Source organism: Streptomyces sp. 11-1-2, from assembly GCF_003595545.1.
GTDB classification, from domain to species: Bacteria; Actinomycetota; Actinomycetes; order Streptomycetales; family Streptomycetaceae; genus Streptomyces; species Streptomyces hygroscopicus_B.
This window is the reverse complement of the sequence record NZ_CP022545.1, coordinates 9463714-9489506: the sequence shown is the minus strand read 5'-3', so window position 1 is coordinate 9489506 and position 25793 is coordinate 9463714. Positions and strand designations below refer to the sequence as shown.

The window sequence follows — 25793 nt, the reverse complement described above, 5'->3', positions numbered from 1 at the left end:
TCCCCTTCCGTTGCCTCAGCCATCTATTGAACCGACTTCACCTCTGTTACCGTGGCAGCCGCAGCGCTGACAAGACCCGGGACGGTGAAGATGAGGGCACTGCGGCTGACGGCCTGGGGCGAGGCTCCGGCACCTACAGAGGTCGAGCGGCCCGTCCCCCACGGCGCCGAGGTGCTGGTGCGGGTCGAAGCCGCCGGTCTCTGCCGCTCCGATCTGCATGTCATCGACGGTGCTCCGGGCGCGCTCCCCTACGGGCTGCCATTCACCCTCGGCCACGAGGTCGCCGGGCAGGTCACGGCCCTGGGGCCCGCCGCCGACGGGGTGAGCGCAGGTGACCGCGTGGTGCTCTACGGGCCGTGGGGCTGCGGCTCCTGCGCCCGGTGCGCCGCGGGCTCCGACAACTACTGCGACCGGCGGGACACCCTCGCCTGGCACGGGGCGGGACTGGGCCGGGACGGCGGAATGGCCGAGTATCTGCTCGTCCCGTCCGCCCGCCATCTGGTGCCGATCGGCGACCTGCCGGCCGACCAGGCCGCCCCGCTCTCCGACGCGGGCCTGACGTCCTACCACGCCGTGGCCGGGCTCCGGCACGCCCTCGTCGAGGGCACCACCGCCGTCGTCATCGGTGTCGGCGGGCTCGGCCACCTGGCCGTCCAGGCCCTCCACGCGACCACCGCGAGCCGTGTGCTGGCGGTCGATGTCCGGGAGGACGCCCTGGCTCTCGCGGATCGCTCCGGCGCGGACTTCGGCACCCTGATGCGGCCGGACACCGCCCGCGTGCTGAGGGCGCGCAGCGGTGGCGTGGGGGCGGACGCCGTGTTCGACTTCGTCGGCGCCGCACAGACGCTGGAACTCGCGACCAGCGTCCTGCGCCCCGGCGGCGAACTCGCCGTCGTCGGAAGCGGAGGCGGCAGCCTGACGGTGGCCAAGCCGGGTGTCCTCCCACCCGGCTTCCGGCTCTCACTGCCCTTCTGGGGTACGCGCCAGGAACTGGCCGCGGTCGTCGCGCTGGCACGTTCGGGGGCGCTCCACGTCGAGACGGAGCGCTTCCCGCTGTCCGCCGCCGCCGAGGCCATCGACCGGCTTCGCCGGGGCCGGGTGCGGGGCCGGACCGTGCTCGTACCGGACTGATCACATTCGCGGTGGACTGACGGCTCCGGCTCATGGACGCGGGGGCTCACCGACGCGGGCCTCATGGACGTCGGGGCTCACCGACGCGGCAACTCACGGATGCGGAAGGGAAGTTCAGCATGCGCTTCGACGGAAAAGTAGCGATCGTCACCGGCGGCGCCCGGGGCATGGGTGCCACGCATGTACGGGGGCTGGTCGCGGAAGGCGCCCGGGTCGCCGTCTGTGACGTCCTGGACGACGAGGGCGAGGCCCTGGCCGGGGAACTCCCCCACGCGCGGTACTGCCACCTCGACGTGACCGACGAAGCGCAGTGGCGGTCCGTCGTCCGCACGGTCGAGGACACCCTCGGCCCCGTGGACGTCCTGGTCAACAATGCGGGGATCATGCACTACGGCGGTGTGGAGCAGCAGTCGCCCGAGCACTTCCGCCGGACCATCGACGTCAATCTGGTGGGCGCCTTCCTCGGCATGCACACCGTTCTCCCCGGCATGCGCGAGCGCGGCCACGGGGCCGTCGTCAACGTCTCCTCGGCCGCCGGGATGACGGGTTTCGCCAATGGCATCGGCTATGTGGCGAGCAAGTGGGGGGTGCGCGGGATGACCAAGGCCGCCGCACTGGACCTGGCAGGCACGGGGGTACGCGTCAACTCCGTACACCCCGGAGTCATCCGCACGCCCATGGGCGAGACCGCCTCACCCGAACTCTTCGCCCATCAGCCGGTGGCGCGCATCGGGGAGCCCGAGGAGGTCACCCGCATGGTGCTCTTCCTCGCGAGCGACGACGCCTCCTACACCACGGGTGGGGAGTTCCTCATCGACGGTGGCCAGACCATCGGCCTCCGCGGCCACTCCTCCACGACGGCGGACTGACGCGGTGCGGTGCGGTGGCCGCGGCCACCGCACCCGCCCTCTACACGTCCTCGCGGACGGTGAGCAGGGAACCGATCCCGATCAGGCAGACCACCATGACGAAGAACGCCGGGGAGAGCAGGTTTCCGGTCTTGTCCACAAGGAAGGTCGCGATGTACGGAGCCGTACCGCCCGCGAGGACGGTGCCGATGTTGTACCCGATCGCCATGCCGGTGTAGCGGACCCGGCGTTCGAACAGACGCGGCCACAGACTGGCCGCCGGGACCTGCACAAACCCACTGCTCACCATGAAGAGCAGATAAGCCAGGCCGGCCAGGGCCAGGTTGTGCCGGCCCATGAGCGTCATCGCGGGGTAGGCGGTCACCAGGAAGCCCAGCAGCCCGCACATCAGGACGCGACGGCAGCCGAACCGGGCGGCGAGCCAGCCGGCCGGCACCATGAGCAGCACGGTGACGAGCACGACCCCTGCGGTCAGCCAGAACACCTGCGTGGAGTCGTACCCCAGGTTGGTGGTCAGATGGATGCCGATGTACGTCAGCCCCAGGAAGATGGCTCCGCCCTGCGCCATGGCCAGGCCGATGGACTGCAGCAGCGCGCCGCGGTGGGTGGACAGTACCTCCCGGATGGGCGCCGTCGGGATGTCGGCGCGGTTTGCGGCCGCCTCGAATTCCGGCGTGTCCTCGATCCGCAGCCGGGCCCACAGGCAGATCAAGGTGAGCGGCACGGCCATCAGGAAGGGCAGCCGCCAGCCCCAGTCGCCCATCTGATCCTTGGTGGTGAGGGCCGAGATCGCCCCGGCCGTGGCGGCCGCGAACATGAACCCGAGGTTGGACCCGATGGGCGTGACGGAGCCGAGGAAGGCTCTGCGCCCGGGCGGCGCCGACTCGTAGATGTAGGTGTAGGCACCGACCGACTCACCGCCCGAGGAGACGCCCTGCGCCAGCCTGGTGATGAACAGGAGCACCGCGGCGAACACGCCGATCTGGCTGTAGGTCGGCAGCAGGCCCGTGACGCTGCTGGCCACGCCCATGCACACCACGGAGGAGACCAGCGCCTTGCGGCGACCCCATCGGTCGCCGATCCACCCGAAGAAGACACCGCCGACCGGCCGCACCACGAGGCCGGTGGCGAGCACCGCGAGCGTTGCCAGCAACGAGGCCGCCGGATCGTCGCCCGGGAAGAACTGAGGTGCGATCGCCACGGCGAGATAGCCGTAGACGCTGAAGTCGTAGTACTCGATCAGGGTGCCGATGCTCCCGGCGAGCATCGCGCGGCGCACCGTACGTGGATCGTATGACGCCTCCTCCCCCGGAGGTGCGGGCTGTTGTGTGGTGCTCATGATCCGGCTCCCTTCGCGACGGCACGGTCCGGTGCCATGCCGACGCTCGGGACGCTACAGAACTGAACTCAGTCCAGCTAGCCATCGAACAGGAGTTTCCTCCGGGAGCGCGGCGGATGCCGTGGGCACCATCAGGCGCGCGAACCGAAAGGACTTCGCGGATACGGCATCCGACCTGCGGCTCAGTCGGCGGCGGAGTGCCGTGCGAGACGGTGACCGCATCGACACACGCCGACCGGTTGATGATCTGAATTGGATTCGGTTTACTCGTAAGGAGCGGGGCGCGCCGGGTGCGGTGCCCGCGCTTCGGATCTGCTTCGCGTCGTGGGTGCGCGGTCGCGCGCCCACGATGCGAAGTGTCGCCGTACAGGTAGGCAGTAGCCAAGCTCGGGAGTGCAACGTGCCCATCGGGTTCGAGATCGACGAACGGGTCGCCGGGATCGCGCGGCGTACCACCGAGTTCGTACGGGAGGTGGTGATACCCGAGGAGCAGGCGTGTGACGGCAACGTCCATGCCGGGCCGGAGCCGCTGCGCCGTCGGCTTCAGGACGCGGCCCGCGAGGCGGGCGTGTTCGCCCCGCACGTCGGCGCCGAATGGGGCGGACTCGGACTGGACCTGTGCGGGCAGGCGGTGGTGTTCGAAGCGGCCGGGTACTCGCTGCTGGGGCCCCTCGCGCTCAACTGCGCGGCTCCCGACGAGGGCAATACGCATCTGCTCGAGGTGGTGGCCACGGAGGAGCAGAAGGAGCGGTATCTGCGCCCGCTGGCGGCCGGTGAGGCGCGCTCGTGCTTCGCGATGACCGAGCCGGCGCCGGGCGCCGGCTCCGACCCGCGTGCGCTCATGACGACCGCGACGAAGATCGACGGCGGCTGGCGGCTCGACGGCCGCAAGTGGTTCATCAGCGGCGCCGACGGGGCGGCCTTCGCCATCTGCATGGCCCGCACCAGTGGCGGCCCCGGCGACCCGGGCGGCGCGACGATGTTCCTCGTCGCCGCCGACAACCCCGGTATGAAGATCGTCCGGAATATCGACACCCTGGACCAGGGCCTCTTCGGCGGGCACAGCGAAATCGCCTTCGAGGGCTGCGAGGTCGGGGACGAGGCCGTCCTGGGCGAGGTGGACCAGGGCTTCGCGTATGCCCAGGTGCGCCTGGGGCCCGCGCGCATGACCCACTGCATGCGCTGGCTCGGCGTGGCCCGTCGGGCGCAGGACATCGCCCTGGAGCGCGCGGCGGACCGTTCGGCCTTCGGCAAGCCGCTGGCCGAACTGGGCATGGTGCAGCAGATGCTGGCCGACTCCGAGATCGACATCGAGACCAGCCGGGCGGTGCTGTGGCGGGCCTGCTGGGAGCTGGACCAGGGCCGCCCCGCCGCCCAGCACACCTCGATCGCCAAGACCTACGTCTCCGAGGCGGTGAACCGGGTGGTCGACCGGGCCGTCCAGATATGCGGTGCGCTCGGCATCTCGGGGGACGCCCCGCTGTCGCGGCTGTACCGCGAGGTGCGCCCGTTCCGTATCTACGACGGCCCTTCCGAGACCCATCGCTGGGCCATCGCCAAGCGCGCGGTGCGGACGGCGCGGGAGCGGCGGGGCACCCGGTGACCAGTTCTGGGGCGACGGTGGCCGGAGTCGACGTGGCCGCGTTGCAGCGCTACTTCGAACGCCACGTACCCGAGTGCGCGGGCCCCCTCACAGTCACGCTGCTGCAGGGCGGGCGCTCCAATCTCACCTACGCGGTGACCGACGGGGCACACCGATGGGTGGTGCGACGGCCACCGCTGGGGGTGCTGACACCGACCGCGCACGACATGGACCGCGAATACCGCGTCGTCGCGGCGCTCGGCGACACCGCGGTGCCGGTTGCCCGGGCCGTGCTGTCGTGCACGGATCCGGAGGTGATCGGAGCGCCGTTCTGCGTCGTCGACTTCGTGGCGGGCACGGTGCTGCGCGACGGCGACGAGGCCGCCGCGCTCCCGCCCGACGACGCGCGGCGCGCCGCTGACGCGCTGGTGGACGCCCTGGTCACACTGCACTCGGTGGACGCGACCACCGTCGGGCTCGGCGACTTCGGCCGGCCCGACGGCTATCTGGAGCGCCAAGTGCGGCGATGGCGCGGGCAGTGGGACAAGGTCGCCACGCGGAGCCTGCCCGACCTCGACGAACTGCACGGCAGGCTGGCCCGTTCCCTGCCCGCGAGCGGCGCCCCGGCCATCGTGCACGGCGACTACCGCCTGGACAACGTCATCCTGGCACCCGGCGAGTTCGGGCGGATCGCCGCCGTGCTCGACTGGGAGATGGCCACGCTCGGCGATCCGCTCGCCGACCTCGGGATGCTGCTCATGTACTGGGACCGGACCTGCGAACCGGTCCTCGGGGCGCGCCACGTCCCGACGGCCAATTCCGGCTTTCCCTCGGGCCGCGAGGTGGCCGAGCGATACGCCGAGAAGTCCGGACGGGACATCGGTGGCCTGCCCTTTTACCAGGCACTGGGCTGTTTCAAGCTCGCCGTCATCGCGGAGGGCATCCACGCCCGCTATTCGGCGGGACAGACGGTCGGAACGGGATTCGAGCGGGTCGGCTCCGCGGTGCCCGCGCTGCTGCGCTCGGGGCTGGAGCTGCTGCCGTGACCGCTGACACCGGAGATGCCACGGCTGACACCGGAGATGCCACGCGAGACGCCATGCCAGATGCCACGCGAGTTACCACCCAAGGTGCCACGCGAGACGCCACGTCCGACGCCACGCGAAACGCCACGCAAGACGGAGGAGAGCCCGTGCGAGACCGACTGTCCGGACAGATCGCCCTGGTCACCGGCGCGACCGGCGGTATAGGAGCCGCCGTCTCGCGGCGGTTGGCCATCGAGGGGGCCACGGTGGTGGTGACCGACGTGGACGCCGACCGCTGCGAGCAGCTGGCGGAGGAGCTGACGAAGGAGCTGGCGGCCGATGGGGCGCGGGCGCTGGGCCTCGCGCTGGACGTGAGCGACGAGGAGGCGTGGCGCGGCACGGTCGAGCGCGTGGTCTCCGAACTGGGCGGCCTGTCCGTGCTCGTCAACAACGCGGGTATCGCCCAGATGCGCACCGTGGAGACGGAGACCCAGGAGTCCTGGGACAAGGTCATCGCGGTGACCCAGGGCGGTGTCTGGCTCGGCATGAAGCACGGTGGACCCGCGATCGAACGCGCCGGTGGCGGCTCGATCGTCAACATCGCGTCGATCTTCGGCACGGTGGGCGGCTTCGGCAGCCAGTTCTCGTACCACGCGGCGAAGGGTGCGGTCCGGCTGATGACGAAGAACGCCGCCCTGCACTGGGCCACGCGCGGCGTCCGCGTCAATTCGATCCATCCCGGTTTCATCGAGACCCCTCTCTCGCGCGAACTGTGGCGGGGCACTCCCCGTCACACCGCGATGGTCGAGGGCACCCCCATGGGGCGGCTCGGCACGCCGGATGAGGTCGCGGGGGCCGTCGCGTTCCTCGCCTCCCAGGACGCGAGCTTCGTGACCGGCTCCGAGCTGTACGTGGACGGCGGCTGGACGGCACGCTGACGCACCACCACCCGGTCGCGGGGACGGCGCCCCACCACCCCGTCGCGGCGGACGAGCGAGGTGGTGGGGCGGCGAGCGCTCAGTCCGTCGCTTGTGACTCCCTCGCCTGTGACGCCGTCGCGGTGGTGGTGGCGGTGTCCGCGGCGGTCAGTCCGAACACCAGGGCCGAGGCGGTGCCGCCTGCGTAGGCGCGGTGCCACAGGCCACCGGTGTCCGACCCGGCCGCGAGGAGTCCGTGGAGCGGTTCGCCGTCCCCGCGCAGAACGCGGGCCCGGTCGTCGATGCGCACACCGTGAAAGGGGAAGGTGATGGCCGGTACCGTCTCGATCACGTAGTACGGCGGTTCGTCGAGCGGGAGGCGGTCCAGCCGCCGACCGGGCACCGACTCCAGCCCCGCCGCGGCGTCTTCGTTGAACAGCTTGACCGCGTCGCGCACGGCGTCGCCCCGATACCCCCATTCCTCCGGGAGGTAGGCCAGTTCGTCGAGGTCTTCGGCGAGTCCCACACGGCCGCCCCGCTTACTGGCCAGCGCGAACTTGTCCACGGCGACGGCGCCCTCGACGTACGCCCCGACGACCCAGTCACGGAACACCCGGGCGTCAGCGATGAGCAGACCCCGGCTCTCGGGCTGCTCCAGCAACGCCATGGCCGTGAGGTGGTCGCCCAGCGTCTCGTCCACGAACCGATCGTTGAGCACGTTGAACAGAAGGGCGTGCTCGCTGTAGTAGAGGGACAAGTCGACGAAGTCCGCCGGGTCGGCGAAGGAGATCCCGCTGGGGATGAGATGGCCGTAGAAGCCCGCGTCGTCGTGGCCGGTGGCGGCACCGACCTGGGTGGCCAGACGGTATCCGCCACCGCGGCTGAAGGAGTTGGAGCGGAGCTGCATGCCCCCGGCACGGGGGTGCACATGCGCGGTGCGGAGTTCCGGATCGCCCTGAAACCCGCCGGTCGCGATCAGCGTGGACGCGGCACGCACACGCATGCGCGCGCCATCGGCCAGCCTCAGCTCCGCCCCCGCCACAGCCCCGTCCTCGACCACCAGCCGTTCGGCACACGTCTCCAACAGCAACGCGCCACCGCCTTGGCGGACGATCCGACAACAGGTGTCGACATACTGATGGGTGTCGAACTGGTGCCCGCGACCGAAACTGAGGACGCGCTGCGCGTCCTTGATCTCCACGTCGAGCGAACGAATCCATTCGACGCCTTCGGGAAACCGATCCACGAGGGCGCGCTTGAGCGCGGTGTCTCCCCAGGGATTGTGCTGGTCCATGACGTCATGGCTCGGCGCGGTCCACGCGTAGCCCGCGAAGCGCGCGGAACCGCCGATGTCCCCGGCGATCTCCACGACCATGACGGACAGACCGTTGCGAACCGCGCGAGCACCGGCGGTCAACCCCGCCATTCCCGCACCGATGACCAGCAGATCGACGTCCTTCACGCGCACGTGACTCCCCTCCGGCGATGAGCTCGACGGCTCGCCAAGGGCCACGACACGCCCTTGATGACCCTCCCCAGCAAAACCGAATCCAATTCAAAATACAAGCATCGGAGCGGGATACGGCATCATCACCGAAGTGAATTCGTTTGATGAGTGCAGGGGTGTGAGGCGGCCAGTACGGCGATCGAGGTGAAACGGGCACTCGACGACGGGAAGGGGGCGCTCAGCGCTCCTGGAGTGCCGCCAGGGCGTGGACGGTCGCGGCGGTGTCCGGGTACAGCCGCCGGTAGAGGGCGTACAACTCGTCGTAGCGCCCGGCGTGCTCGGCGCGGGGCGTCACCGTCTCGCGCACCGGGTTCCAGTCCTCGATGGAGGCGTCCCCGACGAGCTGCGCGGCCAGCAGAGCGTCACCGTAACCGGCGCCGATGGTGATGGTGCGCAGCTCCTGCGGGCGGCCGGTGATGTCGGAGACGATCTGCGTCCACAGGCAGCCCTGGGTGCCGCCACCGACGGCGACAACGCGGCGGATGTCACCGCCGGCCGCCTCGATGACCTCGATGTTCTGGCGGACGCCGAACCCGGTGGCTTCGAGCGCGGCCCGGTAGAGGTCGCCACGGGTGTGGGACAGGGTCAGCCCGGCGATCACTCCGCGGGCGTCCGGGTCCATGATCGGGGTCCGCTCGCCGGAGAAGTACGGGAGCATCAGCAGGCCATTGGCGCCGGCGCCCGACTCGGTGGCCAGCGCGGTGAGTTCGGCGTGGTCCCCGTCGGTGAACAGATCCCGCAGCCAGTTGGCGACCGCACCGGAGGTGGCCATGCCGCCGGCCAGATTACGGGTTCCGGGCAGGGCGCCGACCGTGCCCCACAGGGACGGGCTGGTCAGCGGCTTGGGCACGGTATGGATGAGAAACATGGTGGTGCCGTACATCAGCATCAGATCCCCGATGTGCTGGGCCCCCACGCTCAGGGCCTCGGCCCAGGCGTCGATGGTGCCGGTGGTGACGGGGATCCCGGCGGGCAGGCCGGTTGCCTCGGCGGCCTCGGTGGTGAGGGCCCCGGCCGCCTCGCCGGGCCAGCGCAGTGGCGGCAGTTCGATGCCGGGGGCGACCTTGGCGGCCCAGGGGGCGTACCACTCACCGGCGAGCGTGTCGTACAGCGGGGTGCACTGGCTGGCCGAGTGGTGGTCCAGGACGTAGTTTCCGGTGAGCTTCCTGACCAACCAGGAGCTCGGCATGTACAACCGCCGGGCCCGCGCGTAGACCTCGGGCTCCTCCTCGGCGATCCAGGCGATCTTCGGCCCGGCGGCCTGTGTGGTCAGAGCGGAGCCACAGCGGCGGATGATCTCCTCGGCGCCGAGCCACGCCTCGATGCGCCGGATCTGCTGGACCGAGCGGGTGTCCACACCGTACAGAACGGCGGGGCGCAGCGGGGTGTCGTGCTCATCGGCCAGCAGAACGCAGGGCCCCATGCCGCTGACCCCGACGGCGACTACGGTGGTGTCACCGGAGGCGGCGCCATCCGCGACGGTGTCACCGGAGGCGGTGTCACCGGAGCCGGTCAACTCCCGGGCGAGTTCGACGAACTCGCGCCACCAGACGGCAGCGTCCATCTCGAAGTGACCGGGGCCGGGCCTTGCGGGGGTGTGCTCCCGAGTGGCCGAGCGGATCAGTGTGCCATCGAGGCCGACGAGAACGCCCTTGCTGCTCGAGGTACCGATGTCCACACCGATGACTGCGTTGCGAGGCATGGCGAGCACGCTGGCAGAAGGCGATTTCAGCGTCAAGGGATTCCTGACATATGACCCTTATCTGGACGAAAGCCATATCAACAGCGCGAACGGCAGCTCGTGGAGTCGGTCAAGGCGTCCCGTGAGAAGTCGTCCCATGCCACGGTGGCCCGGTGGCGAGGGTGTGGCCGAGCAGGTGCAGTGGGGCGGCGCTCACTCCGGCTGCCTCGACCGCGTCCCAGTAGGCGTGCGCATGGGAGGCGTTGACCAGTCCGTGGACCAGTGGCAGGCCGGACACGGCGGTGTGCAGCAGGGACTCGAGTCGGCAGGAGGCGACCGTGCCCGGCAGCCAGGACCGTTCCGCGTATCCGGAGGCGGCGGCCGGTGGGAGGTTGTCGGCGATGTGCCGCTCGGTGTCGCCGACCGCGAGCAGGCCGCCTCCGACGGTCAGCACATCGCGCTGCCCGCGCATCCGGGCGAGGGCGCGGGCGGTGTCGAAGCAGTGCGGGAAGGAGTCGTCGACCACGACGGTGCCGGGGCGCAGTCGGTCGAGGTCGAGGACGGCGGTGCCACCGCTGACGGCGGTGACGATCAGGTCGGCCTCGTACACGGCGGCGGGAAGGGCCGGGGCGGACTCGGCCGTCGCCACCGACCCGGCCAGCCCGCTCCCGCGCAGCTCCGTGGCGAGTGCGCGCAGGCGGGGCGCGCTGCCCGCGACATCGCACAGCACCAGGTGGGCGGGCGGGCGCGGGGCGCGGGTGAGGAGCAGGTTGAGGGATGACGTACCGATGGAGCCGAGTCCGACCATGGCGACGGTCAGGTCGCCGAGGTCACGTCCGCTCGCGGCGAGTGCGGCGTGGACGGTCTTGACCACGGACACGGCGGTGGCGGCGTGGCCGGTGGTGACCGCCGTCGTCGCCCGGTCGGTGGCGCGCACCACCTCGAATCCGTAGCCGGTCAACGCGGGGATCATGCCCGCCAGGGACACGCAGCGTGCGCCGAGGGAGGCGGCGTGGCCGACGGCACGGGCGGTGTGGCCGGTGAGCGCGCTCCCTGCGGCCAGTTCATCCGCGAACAGCGGCAGCGCGACGAACGCGGAGCGGCCCAACGGTGTGCTGATCTCCTCCAGCAGACGGGGACCTCCGTCCGGGAAGAGCAGGTCTCGCATGCGTTCGCGGGGCAGGGCGGGTTCCGGTATCCCGACGAGGGCCGCCAGGTGTCCGGGGGCCGGTAGGTAGCCGATGAGCGCGGCGTCCGTACCACCGAAGGCGCGCGGCGCGGGGGCAGGGGCCGGGGCCGAGGTAGGGGTAGGGGTGGGGCGCGGGCGGGGCGTTGCCGCCCGGGTGAGTTCGTCCCGCAGGGCGCGGGTGAACGTGGTGAAGGTGGGCGCGTCGAGGGCGGCGGCCGAGGCCCGCAGGGTGACGCGCAGGCCGTCCCCGACCGGGCGGACGGTCAGGAATACGTCGGTTCCCATCGGGGGCGGGGCGAGTTCCGTGTCGTGGTGGTCCCAATCGAGGGTCAGGGTTGCGCCGGTGGGTGGGCCGAGGGCGGAGAAGTCCAGGTAGCTGAAGAGGAACTGAGTGGCCCGGGGCAGGCCGGGTGGGGCGGGCAAGTCGGGTGGGGCGGGCAAGTCGGGTGGACCGGCCTGGTCGTCGGGCGGCTCGCCGTTGGTGGCGCTGCTGCTCATGCTGCCGCCAGTGCCACGATTGGTGCCCCCGCTCGTACCGCCATCAGTTCGGCTGCGCGTACCGCCGCCGGTGCCGCCGCTCGTACCGCCTCCGGTGTCGCCCGCGGTGCCGTACGTCCGGGCGGCCACGGCCTCCTCGGTGATCTCGAGCAGGTCCTCGCGGAAGGAGCGGAACGACCCGTCGGGCGTGGCCCCGGCGCCCGTCTCCGTCACGGCAGGGCGCAGCGCCACGGCAGGCCGCAGCGGCACGGCGGCAGCCAAGGGACCGAACAGTCGGCTGATGTCGGGCAGCGGGTGGTCGCGTCCGGTGACCGCCAGCCCGAGGACGAGGTCCCGTTGCCCGGTGAGGTCCGCCAGGGCCCGGTAGTAGGCGGTCAGGACGGGCGCGTACGACGTGGCGCGGACGGTGGTGGCGAGGGTGCGCAGCCCGGCCGTCAGCTCGGCGTCGAGGGTGAACCCCGCCGACCTGAACTCCGACGAGCCGACCCCCGTGGCCTCGGCGCCCGCCGTCGCGCCGCTCCCCGCGCCCGGGCGTCGCAGGTCGGGCCGCTGGTACGGGGTGGCTTGGCGGGCCCGCCAAGCGGTGGCCGCCGGGGCCCGGCCGGGGTCCAAGTCCGGCCGCTGGAGCAGGGTGACGTAATCGCGGAAGGTGCTGCGCAGCGGTGGCAACCCGGTCGGCTCGCCGCGGCCGAGCCGGTCGTAGACGGCGATCAGTTCCCGGCCGAACAGGGCCGCGCTGTAGCCGTCACCGATGAGGTGGTGGGCGTGGACGACGAGCGTGTGCTCGTCGGGGCCGGTGGTGAGCACGCGCAGGCGCAGCAGTGGCCAGGCCCACGGTTCGAACCGGCGACGGCGTTCGTCGGCGACCCGCTCCTCGACCAGGCCCGGGGATGCCAGCGTCTCGAAGTCGACCGGGAGCCGCAGCGCGGGCGGCAGTTCCTGCTGGACCGGCGGACGGGCGCCCGCGGGGAAGACGGTGCGCAGCATGGGGTGGCGGACGACGAGGGCGTCGACCGCGCGCTGGAAGAGATCGGTCCGCAGCGGACCGCGAAGGCGAAGCCGGGCCAGCCACGCGGAGCCGGATCCGGGCGCGATGGCCTCGGCGACCAGGAAGCCGCGCTGGGGGGGCGTGAGGGGATACGGCGTGAGGTCCGCGCCGGCGGGGGCGGAAGCGTCGCCGATTCCGGGGGTGGGAGGGGTACTCGGAGCGGGCAACGTTTCCTGGCCAGACGGGTTCCCCGGGCCAGGCGGCACGGGCTGGTCCGGCGGGGCGGACGGGACCGCCGCACCGGGTGGGTTACCTGGAGCGGGCGAGTTTCGCCGAACGGGCGGAACCCCGGGAACGGGCGGGTTTCCCGGGCCAGGCGAAACGGGCCGGGCTACCGCGCCAGACGGGTAGCCCGGATCGGGCGAGTTTTCCGGGCCAGGCGGGCCACCGAGGCCAGCCGACGCGGGCTGGTCCGGCAGGGCACGCGGCGCTTGCGCATCGGGCGAGTTTTCCGGCGCGGGCGGACTTGCCGGAGCGGGTGGGTTTCCCCGCACGGGCCGGTCGGGCAGAGCGGGCGGGGTTGCCGCGTCGACTGCCGCGTCCTCGATGGCAGCCACGTCCACGCGGGCAGTCTCGTCCACGGCGGTGGCGAGGGCGGTGAGAGTGTTGTGCTCGTAGATGACCGTCGGCCTCGGCAGAGTGGCGTCTCGCCGTTCCCCCTCGTACACCTTCTCCAGCCGCGCGAACACCTCCAGGACGAGGATGGAGTCGCCACCGAGCGCGAAGAAGTCGTCCTCGCGGCTGACCTCCGCGACACTCAGCACCTCGGACCAGATACGAGCCAGGGTGCGCTCGGTTGGCGTGACCGGCGGGGTTCCCGGGGCTTCCGCACGGGTGGGCGGGTGTTCGTCCGTCGCCGGTCCCGTGTCCGCGTCGGCGGCCGACTCGTCCAGGCGGCGGCGGTCGACCTTGCCCGTGCTGGTGAGTGGCAGCGCGGCCAGGAACCGGAACCGGGCCGGGAGCATGTAGTCCGGCAGAGTGCCGCGCAGATGGGTGCGTAGCTGTGCCGGATCGGGTTCGGGACCGCCCGGCAAAGGTTTCACGTAGGCGGTCAGCTTGGCTTCATGGTGCAGTACGGCGGCCTGTGCGACCCGGGGGTGGGTTTGCAGCACCGCCTCGATCTCCCCCGGTTCCACCCGATGGCCTCGGATCTTCACCTGGTCGTCCAGGCGGCCGAGGAACTCCAGTACGCCGTCCGGCCGTTGGCGGACTCGGTCGCCGCTGCGGTACCAGCGCTTGCCGTCGCGCTCGGCGAACGCCGCTGCCGTGAGCCCGGGGTCGCCGAGGTATCCCGGCGTCAGCCCCGTTCCGCCGATGAACAGTTCACCGGGCTCATCGGTGGTGCAGCGGCGCCCGTCCTCGGCCACCACCGCGACCTCCATGCCGGAGACGGGACGGCCGATCGGCAGTCGGCGCACCCCATCGCCGGGGCGGGTCTCGATGAGGTGGCAGGTGGCGTTGATGGTGGTTTCCGTCGGCCCGTACAGGTTGGCGATGCGGTGGCCGGGTCCGAACAGGTCGTACCAGCGGCGGACGTGCGCGGCGGGCAGCGCCTCCCCGCCGACGTGGATCCAGCGCAGCGCCGACAGGTCGGGGCGGGGCGCGCCGCGCCGCACCCGGGTCTCGGCGGCGGTCAGCAGCCGTTCCCACAGCGTCGGCACCGAACTCCACACGGTGATCCGGTCCTTCACGACCCGGTCCAGCAGCGCCTCGGGGTCGCGGACCAGGTTTCGCGGCAGGGTGTGAACGGTGGCCCCGACCAGCAGCGGTGCCAGCAGTTGGCGTACGGAGGCGTCGAAGCACACGGAGGCCGTCTGGACGAGCCGGTCGCCCGCGCGGTAGCCGAAGGTGTCCACGGCCCAGTCCAGGTAGTTGACCATCGCCCGGTGGGTGATGGGCACAGCCTTGGGGCGGCCGGTGGAGCCCGAGGTGAAGATGACATAGGCGATGGCGTTGGGGCTGGGGTTGGCGGGTGGGGCGGGGGCCGCGGCGGGCAGTGGCTTCGGTGTCGGTGTCGGTGTCGGTGTCGGTGTCGGTGTCGGTGAGGGATCGTCTACGGCCACCGTCGTCACGGCATCGAGTGTCTCGGCGGTGGCTCGGGTGGCGTCGTGGCACACCACGGTCCGGGCCGTCGAGCGGTTGAGCTGGTCGGCCAGGCGCGCGGTGGGATGGGCGGCGTCCAACGGCACCCACCCGGCCCCGGCCCGCAGGATGCCGACGACACCTACGACGGTGTCGGCACCCGGCTCGGTCAGCAGGCCGACCAGGTCCCCGGGGACGACGCCCCGGGCGCGCAACCGGGCGGCGAGTGCGACGGAGGCCCGGTCGAGTGCGCCGTAGGTCATGGTGGCGTCGCCGGTTTCGACCGCGATCTGGTCGGCGGCCACCCGGAAACGTGACAACAGGCGTTCGACGATCCCGCGCCCGGCCCCGGGGACGGTGGTCGGTGCCGGAACATCGCCCCCGGCAGGCGCGGCGAGTTCCCTCTGTTCCGCGTGCTCGGCGAGTCGCGCGAGATGGCCGAGTTCGGCGAGGTGTTCGCGTGCCAGACGCTCCACCGTGGTCCGGGTGAACAGCCGCGCCGGGAAGTTCCAGGAGAAGTGCAGGGCTCGGTCGCTCTCCCAGCACAGCAGCCCCAGGCGCGTGGCGGCGGAGGCGGTGCGCGCCGCGGCCGGGCGCACCGTGACCGGGCGGTCGGGGTCGGTGGTGACGGGGAAGCGGGCGAAGCTGAACCCCGCTGGGGAGGCCGTACGCGGCCGGGGCCCGGCCGTGGGCAGCAGCCGGGCGATGTCCAGGCTGGTCAGCCGGGCGTGCCGCTCCGCGTCCAGCCAGATCGCCCGCAACCGCTGTGCCAGGGCAGGAACCGGCTCGTCGGGGTCGACGGCGGCCGACAGCGGCAAGGTGTCGGCGAGCGGGCCGACCAGCCGGTCGAGACCGGACAGCCGGAGTTCGCGACGGGCGCGGGCCACGTTGACCACGATGCCGCGCTGCCCGCTCCACCGCGCCAGACAGCGCGCGTACGCGGCCAGCAGCAGGTGGAAGAGCGAAACGCCGTGGGCGGCGGCGCACTTGCGCAGTGCGGCGGTGAGGTGGGGGTCGGTGGCCACCTGGTGTGCGGTGAGCGGCGCGGCGGGCGGCGCCTCCGGTTCGCCGTCCCAGGGCAGGTCCAGCGTCGTGGGGTGGGCGGCGAGCCTGTCATGCCAGTACCGCTGGTCCTCGGCGAACTCCGGTGCGGACCGTTCCGCCTCGACGGCGGCGGCGTAGTCGGCGAAATCGGCTTGCAGCGGTGGCAGCTCGGGCGAACGGCCGTGCGCGAGGGCGGTGTAGACGGACCACAGCTCCTCGCCGAGGACGTTGAGGCTGAACCCGTCCGCGGCGGCGTGGTGCAGTACCAGCAGCAGGTGGGCCAGGTCGGCGCGTTCGCGTACCAGCACCGCGCGCACCGGCGCCTCATGGGCCAGGTCGAACGGGCGGTTGCACAGCGCCTCCTCCAGCTCGGCCAGGGGGCCGTCTGCGTGGCGGAACTCGTACCAGGACGGCATGGTGAGCGGTTCGGGCGGCGCCACGCTTTGCACGGGAGCCGTGTCGTCGGCCTCGATCCTGACGCGCAGCATCGGGTGGCGTTCGGCGAGGAGGGCGAGCGCGCGGCCGAGCAGACCGGTGTCCAGGGGGCCGTTGACGGTCTGGCGCACATACGCGTACGCGGTGACCTCGGGGTGCAGTCTGCTGCCCGTGTGGAAGGCCAGTTGCACGGGTGTGAGGGGAAGCGGGGCCCCGTTGTCGAACCCGCCCGCACGGTCGGCGGTGGGGTGCGACGGGGGCGCGGGCTGTTGCGCCGCCTCCGCCTGAGCGGTTGTTGCCAGGTGGGCGGCCAGCTCGCGGATGGTCCGGTACTCGAAGAACAGGGTGGGCGGGAGGGGTCGGCCCAGCTCCGACTCCAGCCTTCTGACGAGGTCCACGGCGGAGAGCGAGTCCAGCCCCATGGTCAGGAACTGCTCGTCGTCGGCCACTTCGGCGGGCGTGCGGTGCAGAGCCTCGGCCAGGAGGCGGCGCAGAACGCCGGTGATGCGGGGCGGAGCGGCGTCGGCGGCGCCCGGTGTGGTTGTGAGGGGTCCCGTTGCGGGTGTGAGGGGTCCCGTTGCGGGTGTGAGGGGTCCCGTTGCGGGTGTAAGTAGTCCCGTTGCGGGTGCGATGGGTCTCGGTGCGGGTGCCGGGAGCCCGACGCCGGTCCCAGACCCGCCAGCGGCCGACACGACGGCCCTCGGATCATCAGCAACCGACACGCTGAACTCAGGCCCGGCAGCGGCCGGCACCGCGGCCTCTGGCCCCGGCGCCGCCCCCGACCCCGGCCCACCGGCAGCCGACACCGCCGTCAGCTCGGTCACCACCAACTGCGCGGCGTCGATACCGCATGCCGCATGCAGCGCGGCCAGGCCCGCGCCCGTGGTCAGAGGCGCCACGCCCCGCGCCGTGGCGGCGGTTCGCGACGGCTCCGCGGCGGCCAGCCCGGTCTCGGCGAACGCGGCGAAGTTGAGCGACTGCCACGGCCGCCCGGCCGCCCGTTCGGAGGCGGCGAAGGCGTCGAGGAAGGCGTTGGCCGCCGCGTAGTCACCAAGCGCACCGGCGAGCCCGGGCAGCACCGAGGCGACCGAGGAGAAGGCCACGCACACCGCCGGACGGTGGCCATGCCGCCACAGGGCCCGGGACAGCAGGTGGCTGCCGCGCACCTTGGCGGCCATGACCTCGGCCATCTCCTCCGGTGTCTTGGACCGCAGCGTGCCGGGGCGCGCCACTCCGGCGGCGTGGAACACCCCGTCCAGCGGCGGCAGATCCGCGACCAGGGCATCGACATCGGCTTCGACGGACACATCCGCCACGCGGTACTCGGCCGTGGCGCCGAGCGCGTCGAGTTCGGCCATCAGATGGCCCGCCGGGGGACGGGCCGACCGGCCGACGAGGACCAGGGTCGGCCGACCGCGCCCGGCCAGGTCGCGCGCGAGCTCGGTGCCGATCCCGCCCGTACCGCCGGTGATCAGATAGGTGCCGTCGGGTGGCAGCGGCGAGAACGAGGGCAGCGGGTCGGCCGCCACCCCCACCGCCACGGGGGTACGGACCAGACGGCGGTCCGCCCGCCACGCCACCGCGCCGCCACCCGGTGCGTTCCGCCCGAGCACCTCCCGCTCCAGGGCGTCGAGCCGGACGTCCAGGGAGTCGTACGAGGACAAGTCGACGCCGTACGCGGTGACGCCCGGAAACTCCTCAGGGAGCGCGAGCACAAGGCCGGTGAGCAGCGCTTGGGCGGGGCGCAGCCGTTCGGCGGTGGCGCCGGTGGCGTGCACATCCTCGGTGACCGCCACCAGACGGCTACCGCCCTGGCTCATCGATGGGATCAGGTCTTGCAGCGTGGACAGGACGGTGTGCGTCGCGGTGTCGAGGTCCGCCACGGTGGCGCACTCGACGGCCGGTCCGGCGAGCCAGACGGTGAGCTGCGCGGGCGGCTCGGCGAGGGAGCCATCACCGCCCCTGCGGACCGTGATGCCGCGCCGCTCCAGCCGGTGGGCCAGCGCACGGACCAGTTCCGAATCCGGCCCGGCCAGCCGGACGGTGTGCGGTGAGTCCCCGTCGGCCAACGGAGGCGTCTCACGCCAGGTGAGACGGTGCAACGGCGCCGTCACCGCGGGCTCGCGTTGGTGCTCGGCCCCGGGCTCGGGCCAGTACCCGGCCCCATGCTCAGGTCGGTGCCCGGCCCGGCCCTCCGGCCGATGCTCGGAGCGGTGCTCGGGCTGGTACTCGGAGCGGTCCTCCGACCCATGCACGGGCTGATACTCGGAGCGGTTCTCCGACCCATGCACGGGGCGATGCTCGTGCCGATACTCGGGGCGGTCCTCCGAGCGGTCCTCGAGCCCGTGCTCGGGCCGCTGCTCGGCCCAGTGCAGTGGCCAGTGGCGTCGGCGCTGGAACGGGTACGTCGGTACGGCCACGCGCGCCCGCCCGGCGCCCAGTGCCGCGTGGTCCAGGTCGACCCCGCGCGTCCACAGCCGCCCCAGGGCCGTCAGCAGAGCCTGCCCGGCGTCGGGCTCGGCACCGGCGCCGGTGCCGGTGCCCGGGGCCGCCAGCGCGAACACCTCCGGCGACGGGTCGCGTTCGGCCGCCACGGCGCGGACCGGCCCCGGCAGGGTGGTGGCGGGCCCGAGCTCGACGAAGGTGTCGTATCCATCGTCCAGCAGACGCTCGACGGCGGCGCCGAAGCGCACCGGGCGCAGGGAGTGTTCGCGCCAGTGGGCCGGGTCCAGGGACGGCTGCCACCCGGCGGTCAGCGTGCTGAGCAGGGGTACCGACGGCTGGCTGGGGGTCAGTTCGGCCGCCACGGCCGCGAGCGGGTCGGCCACCGGGCGCATCGCCGGGGAATGGAAGCCGTGGGAGACGGGGAGTTCGCGGGCCGTCATCCCATCGGCGACCAGCCGCCCGACGGCTCGGTGGACAGCGTCCGGGGCTCCGGCGATCACCACGTGCCCGGGGGCGTTGACCGCGGCCACGCACAGCGCACCGGCCGACTCGGCCACCACCGCGGCAACGGCGTCCTCGCCGCCGCGTACGGCGGCCATGGCGCCCGGTGCGGCCAGATCGCGCATCAGGCGCCCCCGCTCGGCGGCGAACCGCACCGCCTCGGCCAGAGTGAGCGACCCGGCGACGCAGGCGGCGGCGATCTCGCCGACGCTGTGCCCGGCGACCGCGTCCGGGCTCACGCCCCAGGCGCGCAACTGCCTGGCCAGTGCGACACCGAACGCGACGAGCAGCGGCTGCGAGACCTCCGTACGGGCCAGATCGGCGGGCGCGGCATCGGGATCCAGGCACCACTGAGCCAGGGTGCGCCCCCGCACCGGGCCGACAAGTGCGGACGCCTCCTCCATCACACGGCGGAACTCCGGTGCGGTGCGGTACAGGGCGCGGCCAAGCCCCGGCCGCGCGGTGCCCTGGCCGGGCAGCAGGAACACCAGCCGGGGCCGGGGGCGGGCCACGGTGGTGGTGGGGTGGGCTTCGAGGCGTTCGGCGAGGTCGCCACGGGACACCACCGCCAGGCGGTGACGGCCTTGGTCGCGGGCGGTGTTGACGGTGGCGCACACGTCGCCCTCGTCGAGCTCCGGGTGAGCCCGCAGATGGGCCGCGAGGTCACGGGCCGCGGCTGCCAAGGCGTCGGCGCCGCGGGCCGAGAGGGTCAGCAAATGCGGGGCGACCTCGACCCCTGAGCCGTCCTCAACGTCTGAGCCGTCGCTCGGACCAGGCTGAACACCTGGGCCGTTGGTCGGGCAGTCCTGAACACCCGGGCCGTGGCTCGGACCACGCTGAACACCGGAGTCGTCACTCACACCACGCTCGACACCTCGGCCGTAACTCGCGCCGTCCTCGAAATCCGAGCCGTCGCGTGCGGCGTCCGTCTCGTGCCGGGCGGTGGCCGGTCGGCCGCGGCGCGGCAGACGCGGGCGCGGGCGCGGAGGCGGGGGCGGGGGCGGGGGTGCCTGCTCGAGGATGGCGTGCGCGTTGGTGCCGCCGAACCCGAAGGCGTTGATTCCGGCCACCAGCGGGCCGGGGGCTGTCCATGCCCGATGCTCGGTGACCACGGCGAAACCGGCCGCGCCATCGTCGGGGAGGGAGGCGGGCGGATCGTGGTGCAATGAGGCGGGCAACTGCCGGTGGCCGAGGGCCAGGACGACCTTCACCAGGCTCGGCATGGCGGCGGCGTTGAGCAGATGGCCGAGGTTGGTCTTCACCGAGCCCAGGAGTCGGGGCCGCCCGTCGGCCCGTGGCGCGAACGCCTGGGCCAGGGAGCGCAGTTCGACCGGGTCGCCTAGGGCGGTGCCGGTGCCGTGAGCCTCGATGTAGGACACTCCGTCGGGGTCGACGCCCGCGTCACGGTACGCCTGGACGATGATCTCCCGTTGGGTGAGCGCGTTGGGGGCCAGCAGGCTCAGCGAACGCCCGTCGTTGTTCACCGCGGTGCCGCGCAGCAGAGCGAGAACCGGGTCGTCCGCGCGGTACGCGTCGTCCAGCCGGGCGAGAACGATCGCCGCGCCGCCCTCCCCGGGGACGAATCCGTCGGCCGCGGCGCTGAAGGCGTGACAGCGCCCGGTCGGCGAGAGCACGCCCGCCTGCTCCAACAGCCGGTGGCCGGTCGGGGCCAGCGCGAGGTTGACCCCGCCGACCACGGCGAGGTCACACTCCCCCGACTGCAGGCTGCGGCGCGCCAGGTGCAGCGCGACCAGCGCCGAGGAGCATGCGGTGTCGACCGCGAGGGCCGGACCGGTCAGGTCCAGGCTCTGCGCCACGCGGGCGGCGACGAGGTTGGGGAGGTTGCCGACCAACGCGGCGGGAGGCAGCCCGCCGTCCGGGCCGGAAGCCCGGGAGAGCAGTTCGCGGTAGCCACTCTCCCCGGTCGCGGCGAACACGCCGATGCGGCGGCCCGTCCGCCTGGGCCCCGCGTAACCGGCGCGTTCCAGGGCTTCATGGGCCAGTTCCAGGAAGATCCGGGCCTGGGGGTCGGTCGCGGCCGCCTCTTCGTCGTCCATGCCGAAGTACGTGGCGTCGAAGCGGGACGGGTCGTCCAGGAAGGCGCCCCACCGGGCGGTGTCCTCCGGCCGGGTCGTCCATCGCGCGGGCGGTACGGGACCGACGGCGTCGTGACCGGCCACGAGCCGGTCCCAGAAGGCGTCCGGGGTGTCCGCGCCGGGAAAGCGGCAGGCCACGGCAACGACCGCGATGGCTCCCGGGTCGCTGTCGTTCACGGTCCCGCTCGGGCTCGGGCTCGGGGTGGGGGTGGGGGTGGCGCGGGGCCGAGCGGCCTCCGGCGGACCTCCGTGCCGCGTCGCCACCACGTGTTCGGTGAGCGCGGCGACCGTGTCACGGTCGCGCAGCACGGCCGGTGGCACGGTGACAGCGAAGGTGTCCTCCACCTCGGTGAGCACTTCCATCGCCTTCAGCGACGAACCACCAATGACCAGGAACCCGTCGTGCGGGCCGATGGTGTGCTCGGGCCGGTCCAACACCCGCGCCCAAATGCCGGTGACAACCCGCGCCACCTCCCCCCGCGAGCACGGCCCCGCGGGCACGTCCCGCGCAGGAGGGATGGCAGGGCCCGGAACACCCGCACCCGAAACACCCGCACCCGGGGCACGTTCTGCCGGGGCACCTTCTGCCGGGACGGGGGCCGGAATGGCAGAGCCCGAGGCACCCACCGGCAGGACGTCCACGTCCGGGGTGCCCGACCCTGGGGCGCCCACTGGCGGGGAGTCCGCATCCGGGCCACCTGGCCCCGAAGCCCCCGCTGCCGGAACGCCCTCCGCCGGAACGGCAGGGGCCGCCTCGCCAGAGACCGAGACATCCGTCGTCGGACTGGCAGAAGCCGAGCCGCCCTGTGCCGGGATGGAGGCGCCCGGGCCCGCAGAGGTCGGAACCGCAGACGGCGGAGCCGCCGAGGTCGGGGCTGCAGTGCCCGGGGGCGGCGCCCAGGCCGGAACCGCAGAAGCCGGAACCGCAGGCGCCGGGGCCGGGGCCTCAGAAGCCGAGGCCGCCGAGGTCGGGGGCACCGAGACCGGAACCCCAGAAGCCGAGGCCGCCGAAGGCGGACCCGCAAACGCCGAAGCCGCCGAGGCCGGGGGCACCGCGACCGAGGCCACAGAAGCCGGCGTCGCAGACGCCCCACCCCCACGCCCCCACCGCTCCTCGACCGCCGCATAGGCCCCCGCCTCGAACCGCTCCCGCATCGCACGGCGCCTCAGCTTGCCGCTCGTTGTCCGGGGGAACGCGCCCGGTGGCAGGGGCAGGGCCCGTACGTCGTCGTGGGCCAGGGCCTGGCGTACTCGCGCCGCCACCTCGGCCAGCGCGGGCGCCGCCTCGCGCGGTGGCCTGGGCCAGCGTACGAAGACCACCGCCCGTTCCGCGCCGTCGGCCGGGTCGGTGGAGCCCACCACCGCGGCCAGGGGCGGCGTCGGCAGGCCGGGGGTGGCCATTGCCACCTGCTCCAGGTCCGGGGCGTGGAAGGTGCGGCCGCCCACGAACACCACGTCCTTGTGGCGGCCGGTCACACACAACCGGCCGTCGGCCAGGAATCCCAGGTCACCGGTGCGCAGCCAGCCGGCGGCGAACGTGGCGACGGTCGCCTCGGGGGCCTTTCGGTAGCCGCGCGCCACCTGCGGGCCGCCTACCTGGATGTGGCCCACCCGCCGGTCGTCCAGCGGGCGGCCCGCGTCGTCCACGATGCGTACCTCGCACCCGGGCACCGGCAGACCCACGTCCATCAACTCCACGGCGTCCGGGCCCAGGACGGTGTTCACCGCGCGGCCGCGGCTGAGGGCCGCCCGGTCCAGGACACGTGGCACCGCCATCTCGCCCAGGGGCGGGAAGGTGACCGCCAAGGTGGCCTCGGCCAGGCCGTAGACCGGCAGCGGGGCCCGCTCGTCGAGCCCGGACGCACGCGCCTTTGCCGCGAATCGCCGCCACACCGCCGGGGCGATCGGCTCGGCGCCGACCAGGACCAACCGCACGGCGGTCAGATCGAGCCGAGCGAACACCTCGTCGGGAATCCGCCGTACGGCCAGGGCCAGGGCGAAGTTGGCGGCGGACAGGAGTGTCGCCCGGTGCCGGGCCGCCATCTCCAGCCACAGCGCCGGCCGTTTGGCGAACGACAACGGCTCCAGCCGCACCTGTTTGGCGCGCGCGGCGAGCGGGGCCAGGTGGGTGCCGATGAGGCCCATGTCGTGGAAGTACGGCATCCAGCTCGCCACCACATCGTCGGGTGTGAGGGCGGCGGCGAGGCGGATCTGCTCCAGGTTGGCGAGGACGCAGGCGTGCGTCAGCTCGACGCCCTTCGGGTCTCCGGTGCTGCCCGAGGAGAACTGCAGAAAGGCCACGTCGCCGGGCGCGGCATCCGGCAGCCGGGCGGGCGGGCGGCCCTGCCGCAGCTCGCCCAGCCGCAACGGCTCGATCTCGTCCGGCAGTTCGGCCAGCAGTGTCTCGGTGGCCTCGTCCACGGCCACCGGCGGGCGGCCGAGCGATTCCCATACCGGCACCACCCGCTGCACATCGGACGCGAGCGGCACCGGGATGAGGCCGGCCAGCAGGGCGCCCCAGAACATCGCTTGGAAGTCCTCACCGCGCTCGGCGAGCAGCGGGACACATGTGCCGGGCGCCACCCCTGCCGCGAGGTAGCCACCGGCGACGCACAGCGCCTCGTCCCGCAGCCGCGCGAAGGTGACGGTCCGCTCACCACCGTCTCCCCGGACATGCACCAGCACCTGGTCCGGGGCCGCGTCGGCGGCGTCCAACAAGACCTGCGGAAGCGTGGTCTCGCCATTCGGTCCCGTCATCAAGATCCCCAACTCACTTGCCGTCCCCTAGTGGGAGGCACGGAGGGAGCGTCGGGTTCCAGGGGGTCGGCAATCCCTCACCTCGGCATTCACCTCGGCGTTCACCTCCGCGTTCACCTCAACGTTTCACCTCAACGTTCGTCCGGGACCACCGTGGCGAGCCGGTCCACCACGGCCTGGTAGTGGGTCAGGCCGTGATCGACCCACTGCATGGCGCTCTCGCGAGCCGTTCGACCATAGGTGCCCGGCCGGTCACCCACGCCGCGGCTCACCATGATGTCGACGAGTTCAACAAGATAGTCGGCGGAAAGTTCACGCTCGTAGTAGCCCGTGACGGCGAGCAGAGAGTCCAGCGGATGGTCGTACGGCGCGCCGGTGTCCAGCAGAAAGCGGACCTGATTGCGCAGTACGCACAGCTCCTCCTCGTACCCGTACGGCAGCCCGCGGACGAGCGCGTCCACGCGCGTGGCCGCGAGTTCGCGGCTGACGGCTCCCCGCTCCAGCAGCAGGCGCACCTGCCGCTCCGGGTACGGATCCGACCGGACGGCCAGGTCGAGCAGGGTCTGACCGGCGGTGTTGGCGGCGTTGATGTCGGCGCCCGCGTCCAGCAGGGACCACAGGAGGCTCCAGTGCTCCTCGTCTTCGACCCGGCGGGCGGTGGGGTATGGACGGCCCGGACCGGCGGCCGTGAACTGGGGTGCGTTGCCGAAGGCCGCCTGGGCGCGCGGATTGGCACCCGCCGCGAGCAGCGCCTCGACGACCTCGGCCGAACGCGCCGCCACGGCGTGGTGCAGCGGTGTCGCGGCGTACTCGTCGAGCGTGCCGACGTCAGCGCCCTCGCCGAGCGCGGTACGCAGCGCGGCGGGGTCCCCGGCGGCAGCGGCCAGCAGCAGGGCGCGGCTGACGGGGTCCGGCGTATCGCGGGGCGGGAGTTCCAGGATGGCGAAGGCCACTTCCTGGTTCGGCGGGGCGGCGCTGGCCAGCATGACGAACCGTGCTCCGGGGAGCCGTGTCGCCACATGGCCCAGGTAGCAGTCCTCCTCGAAGTCCTCTGTCAGGAAATCCATCGGGCCGAGGACACCGCAGAGCAACTGGACGACGGAGCGCCGCCGCGGGTCCCGTATGCCTCGCAGAAGAGCGAGCCATTCGTTCCCCTCTTCGCCGTCTCCTTCGCCGTCTCCTTCTCCGCCTTCGTCCTCCGCCGCCGCGCCGAACACCTCCGCGCCGAACTCGGCCGCCTCCGCCGCCCACTCCTCCTCGTCGAGTTCCGTCAGATCCTCCTCGTCGGGGAGTTCGTCGCCGAGGAGATCCAGCGCCTCGTAGAGCGAGGTCGCGACACCGATGAGGGAGAACCAGGCACCGTCCTCGTCCTCGAACTCCTCGTCCTCGGACTCCTCGTCGGTGTCCTCGATGGCATCCGAGTCCTCTACGGCCGGGTCCTCGACGGCGTCCGGGGCCGCCGCGCCGGTGCCGGGGGCTGGGACACCGAAGAGTTCCGCGAGGTCCGCGTCGTCGAACACCGTCTCCTCGGGGTCGTACTGCACGACCACATAGCGCCCACCGGTCAGCTCTTCCCGCAGCTCACCCGACTCGGCCTCCGCGAGACACCGCAACAGCTCGTCAAGATCCATGGCCGGAGTCTGGCAG

General features: G+C 72.7%; 10 protein-coding genes. 5 read left to right on the top strand and 5 right to left on the bottom strand.

Going from position 1 to position 25793, the window contains the following annotated elements:
• Positions 1-90 precede the first annotated feature (90 nt).
• The gene (locus CGL27_RS40765; RefSeq protein WP_119994791.1) at positions 91-1131 is read left to right on the top strand and encodes an NAD(P)-dependent alcohol dehydrogenase; all 1041 of its coding nucleotides are present in this window, start codon (positions 91-93) and stop codon (positions 1129-1131) included.
• 119 nt (positions 1132-1250) lie between these two features.
• Entirely contained in the window at positions 1251-2000 is a 750-nt protein-coding gene (locus CGL27_RS40760; RefSeq protein WP_119992531.1) for a glucose 1-dehydrogenase, read from the top strand.
• Between the two features lie 40 nt (positions 2001-2040).
• Here CGL27_RS40760 and CGL27_RS40755 read toward each other — a convergent pair whose 3' ends face one another.
• Positions 2041-3339, bottom strand: a complete 1299-nt coding sequence (locus CGL27_RS40755; RefSeq protein ID WP_119992530.1) for an MFS transporter — start codon at positions 3337-3339, stop codon at positions 2041-2043.
• A 400-nt stretch (positions 3340-3739) separates the two neighbouring features.
• On the opposite strand from CGL27_RS40755, the gene CGL27_RS40750 reads away from it, so the two are divergent.
• From CGL27_RS40750 to CGL27_RS40740, 3 genes are all read left to right on the top strand, one after another.
• Positions 3740-4942 carry an acyl-CoA dehydrogenase family protein gene (locus CGL27_RS40750; protein ID WP_119992529.1) on the top strand — a complete coding sequence of 401 codons (1203 nt, stop codon included), beginning with the start codon at positions 3740-3742 and terminating at the stop codon, positions 4940-4942.
• Positions 4939-5967, top strand: a complete 1029-nt coding sequence (locus CGL27_RS40745) for a phosphotransferase family protein (protein ID WP_119992528.1) — start codon at positions 4939-4941, stop codon at positions 5965-5967. The genes CGL27_RS40750 and CGL27_RS40745 overlap by 4 nt, the downstream gene beginning before the upstream one ends.
• A gap of 146 nt (positions 5968-6113) precedes the next feature.
• Complete coding sequence (locus CGL27_RS40740; protein ID WP_119992527.1) at positions 6114-6884, top strand: glucose 1-dehydrogenase; 771 nt, start codon at positions 6114-6116, stop codon at positions 6882-6884.
• A 79-nt stretch (positions 6885-6963) separates the two neighbouring features.
• Here the strand turns inward: CGL27_RS40740 and CGL27_RS40735 are convergent, their stop codons facing one another.
• The 4 genes from CGL27_RS40735 to CGL27_RS40690 form a co-directional block, all read right to left on the bottom strand.
• Positions 6964-8331, bottom strand: a complete 1368-nt coding sequence (locus CGL27_RS40735) for an FAD-binding protein (protein WP_119992526.1) — start codon at positions 8329-8331, stop codon at positions 6964-6966.
• Positions 8332-8548: 217 nt separating this feature from the next.
• The gene (locus CGL27_RS40730) at positions 8549-10072 is read right to left on the bottom strand and encodes an FGGY-family carbohydrate kinase (RefSeq protein WP_119994790.1); all 1524 of its coding nucleotides are present in this window, start codon (positions 10070-10072) and stop codon (positions 8549-8551) included.
• A gap of 109 nt (positions 10073-10181) precedes the next feature.
• Positions 10182-24146 (bottom strand): non-ribosomal peptide synthetase/type I polyketide synthase, encoded by a 13965-nt coding sequence (locus tag CGL27_RS52560; RefSeq protein WP_240450816.1) that lies wholly within the window; start codon positions 24144-24146, stop codon positions 10182-10184.
• Between the two features lie 131 nt (positions 24147-24277).
• Positions 24278-25777, bottom strand: a complete 1500-nt coding sequence (locus tag CGL27_RS40690) for an ankyrin repeat domain-containing protein (RefSeq protein WP_119992525.1) — start codon at positions 25775-25777, stop codon at positions 24278-24280.
• Between the last annotated feature and the right edge of the window lie 16 nt (positions 25778-25793).

Coding starts and splice junctions, on each gene's coding strand:
- CGL27_RS40765 (WP_119994791.1), top strand. CDS start 91: ATGAGGGCACTGCGGCTGACGGCCTGGGGCGAGGCTCCGGCACCTACA.
- CGL27_RS40760 (WP_119992531.1), top strand. CDS start 1,251: ATGCGCTTCGACGGAAAAGTAGCGATCGTCACCGGCGGCGCCCGGGGC.
- CGL27_RS40755 (WP_119992530.1), bottom strand. CDS start 3,339: ATGAGCACCACACAACAGCCCGCACCTCCGGGGGAGGAGGCGTCATAC.
- CGL27_RS40730 (WP_119994790.1), bottom strand. CDS start 10,072: ATGCCTCGCAACGCAGTCATCGGTGTGGACATCGGTACCTCGAGCAGC.
- CGL27_RS52560 (WP_240450816.1), bottom strand. CDS start 24,146: ATGACGGGACCGAATGGCGAGACCACGCTTCCGCAGGTCTTGTTGGAC.
- CGL27_RS40690 (WP_119992525.1), bottom strand. CDS start 25,777: ATGGATCTTGACGAGCTGTTGCGGTGTCTCGCGGAGGCCGAGTCGGGT.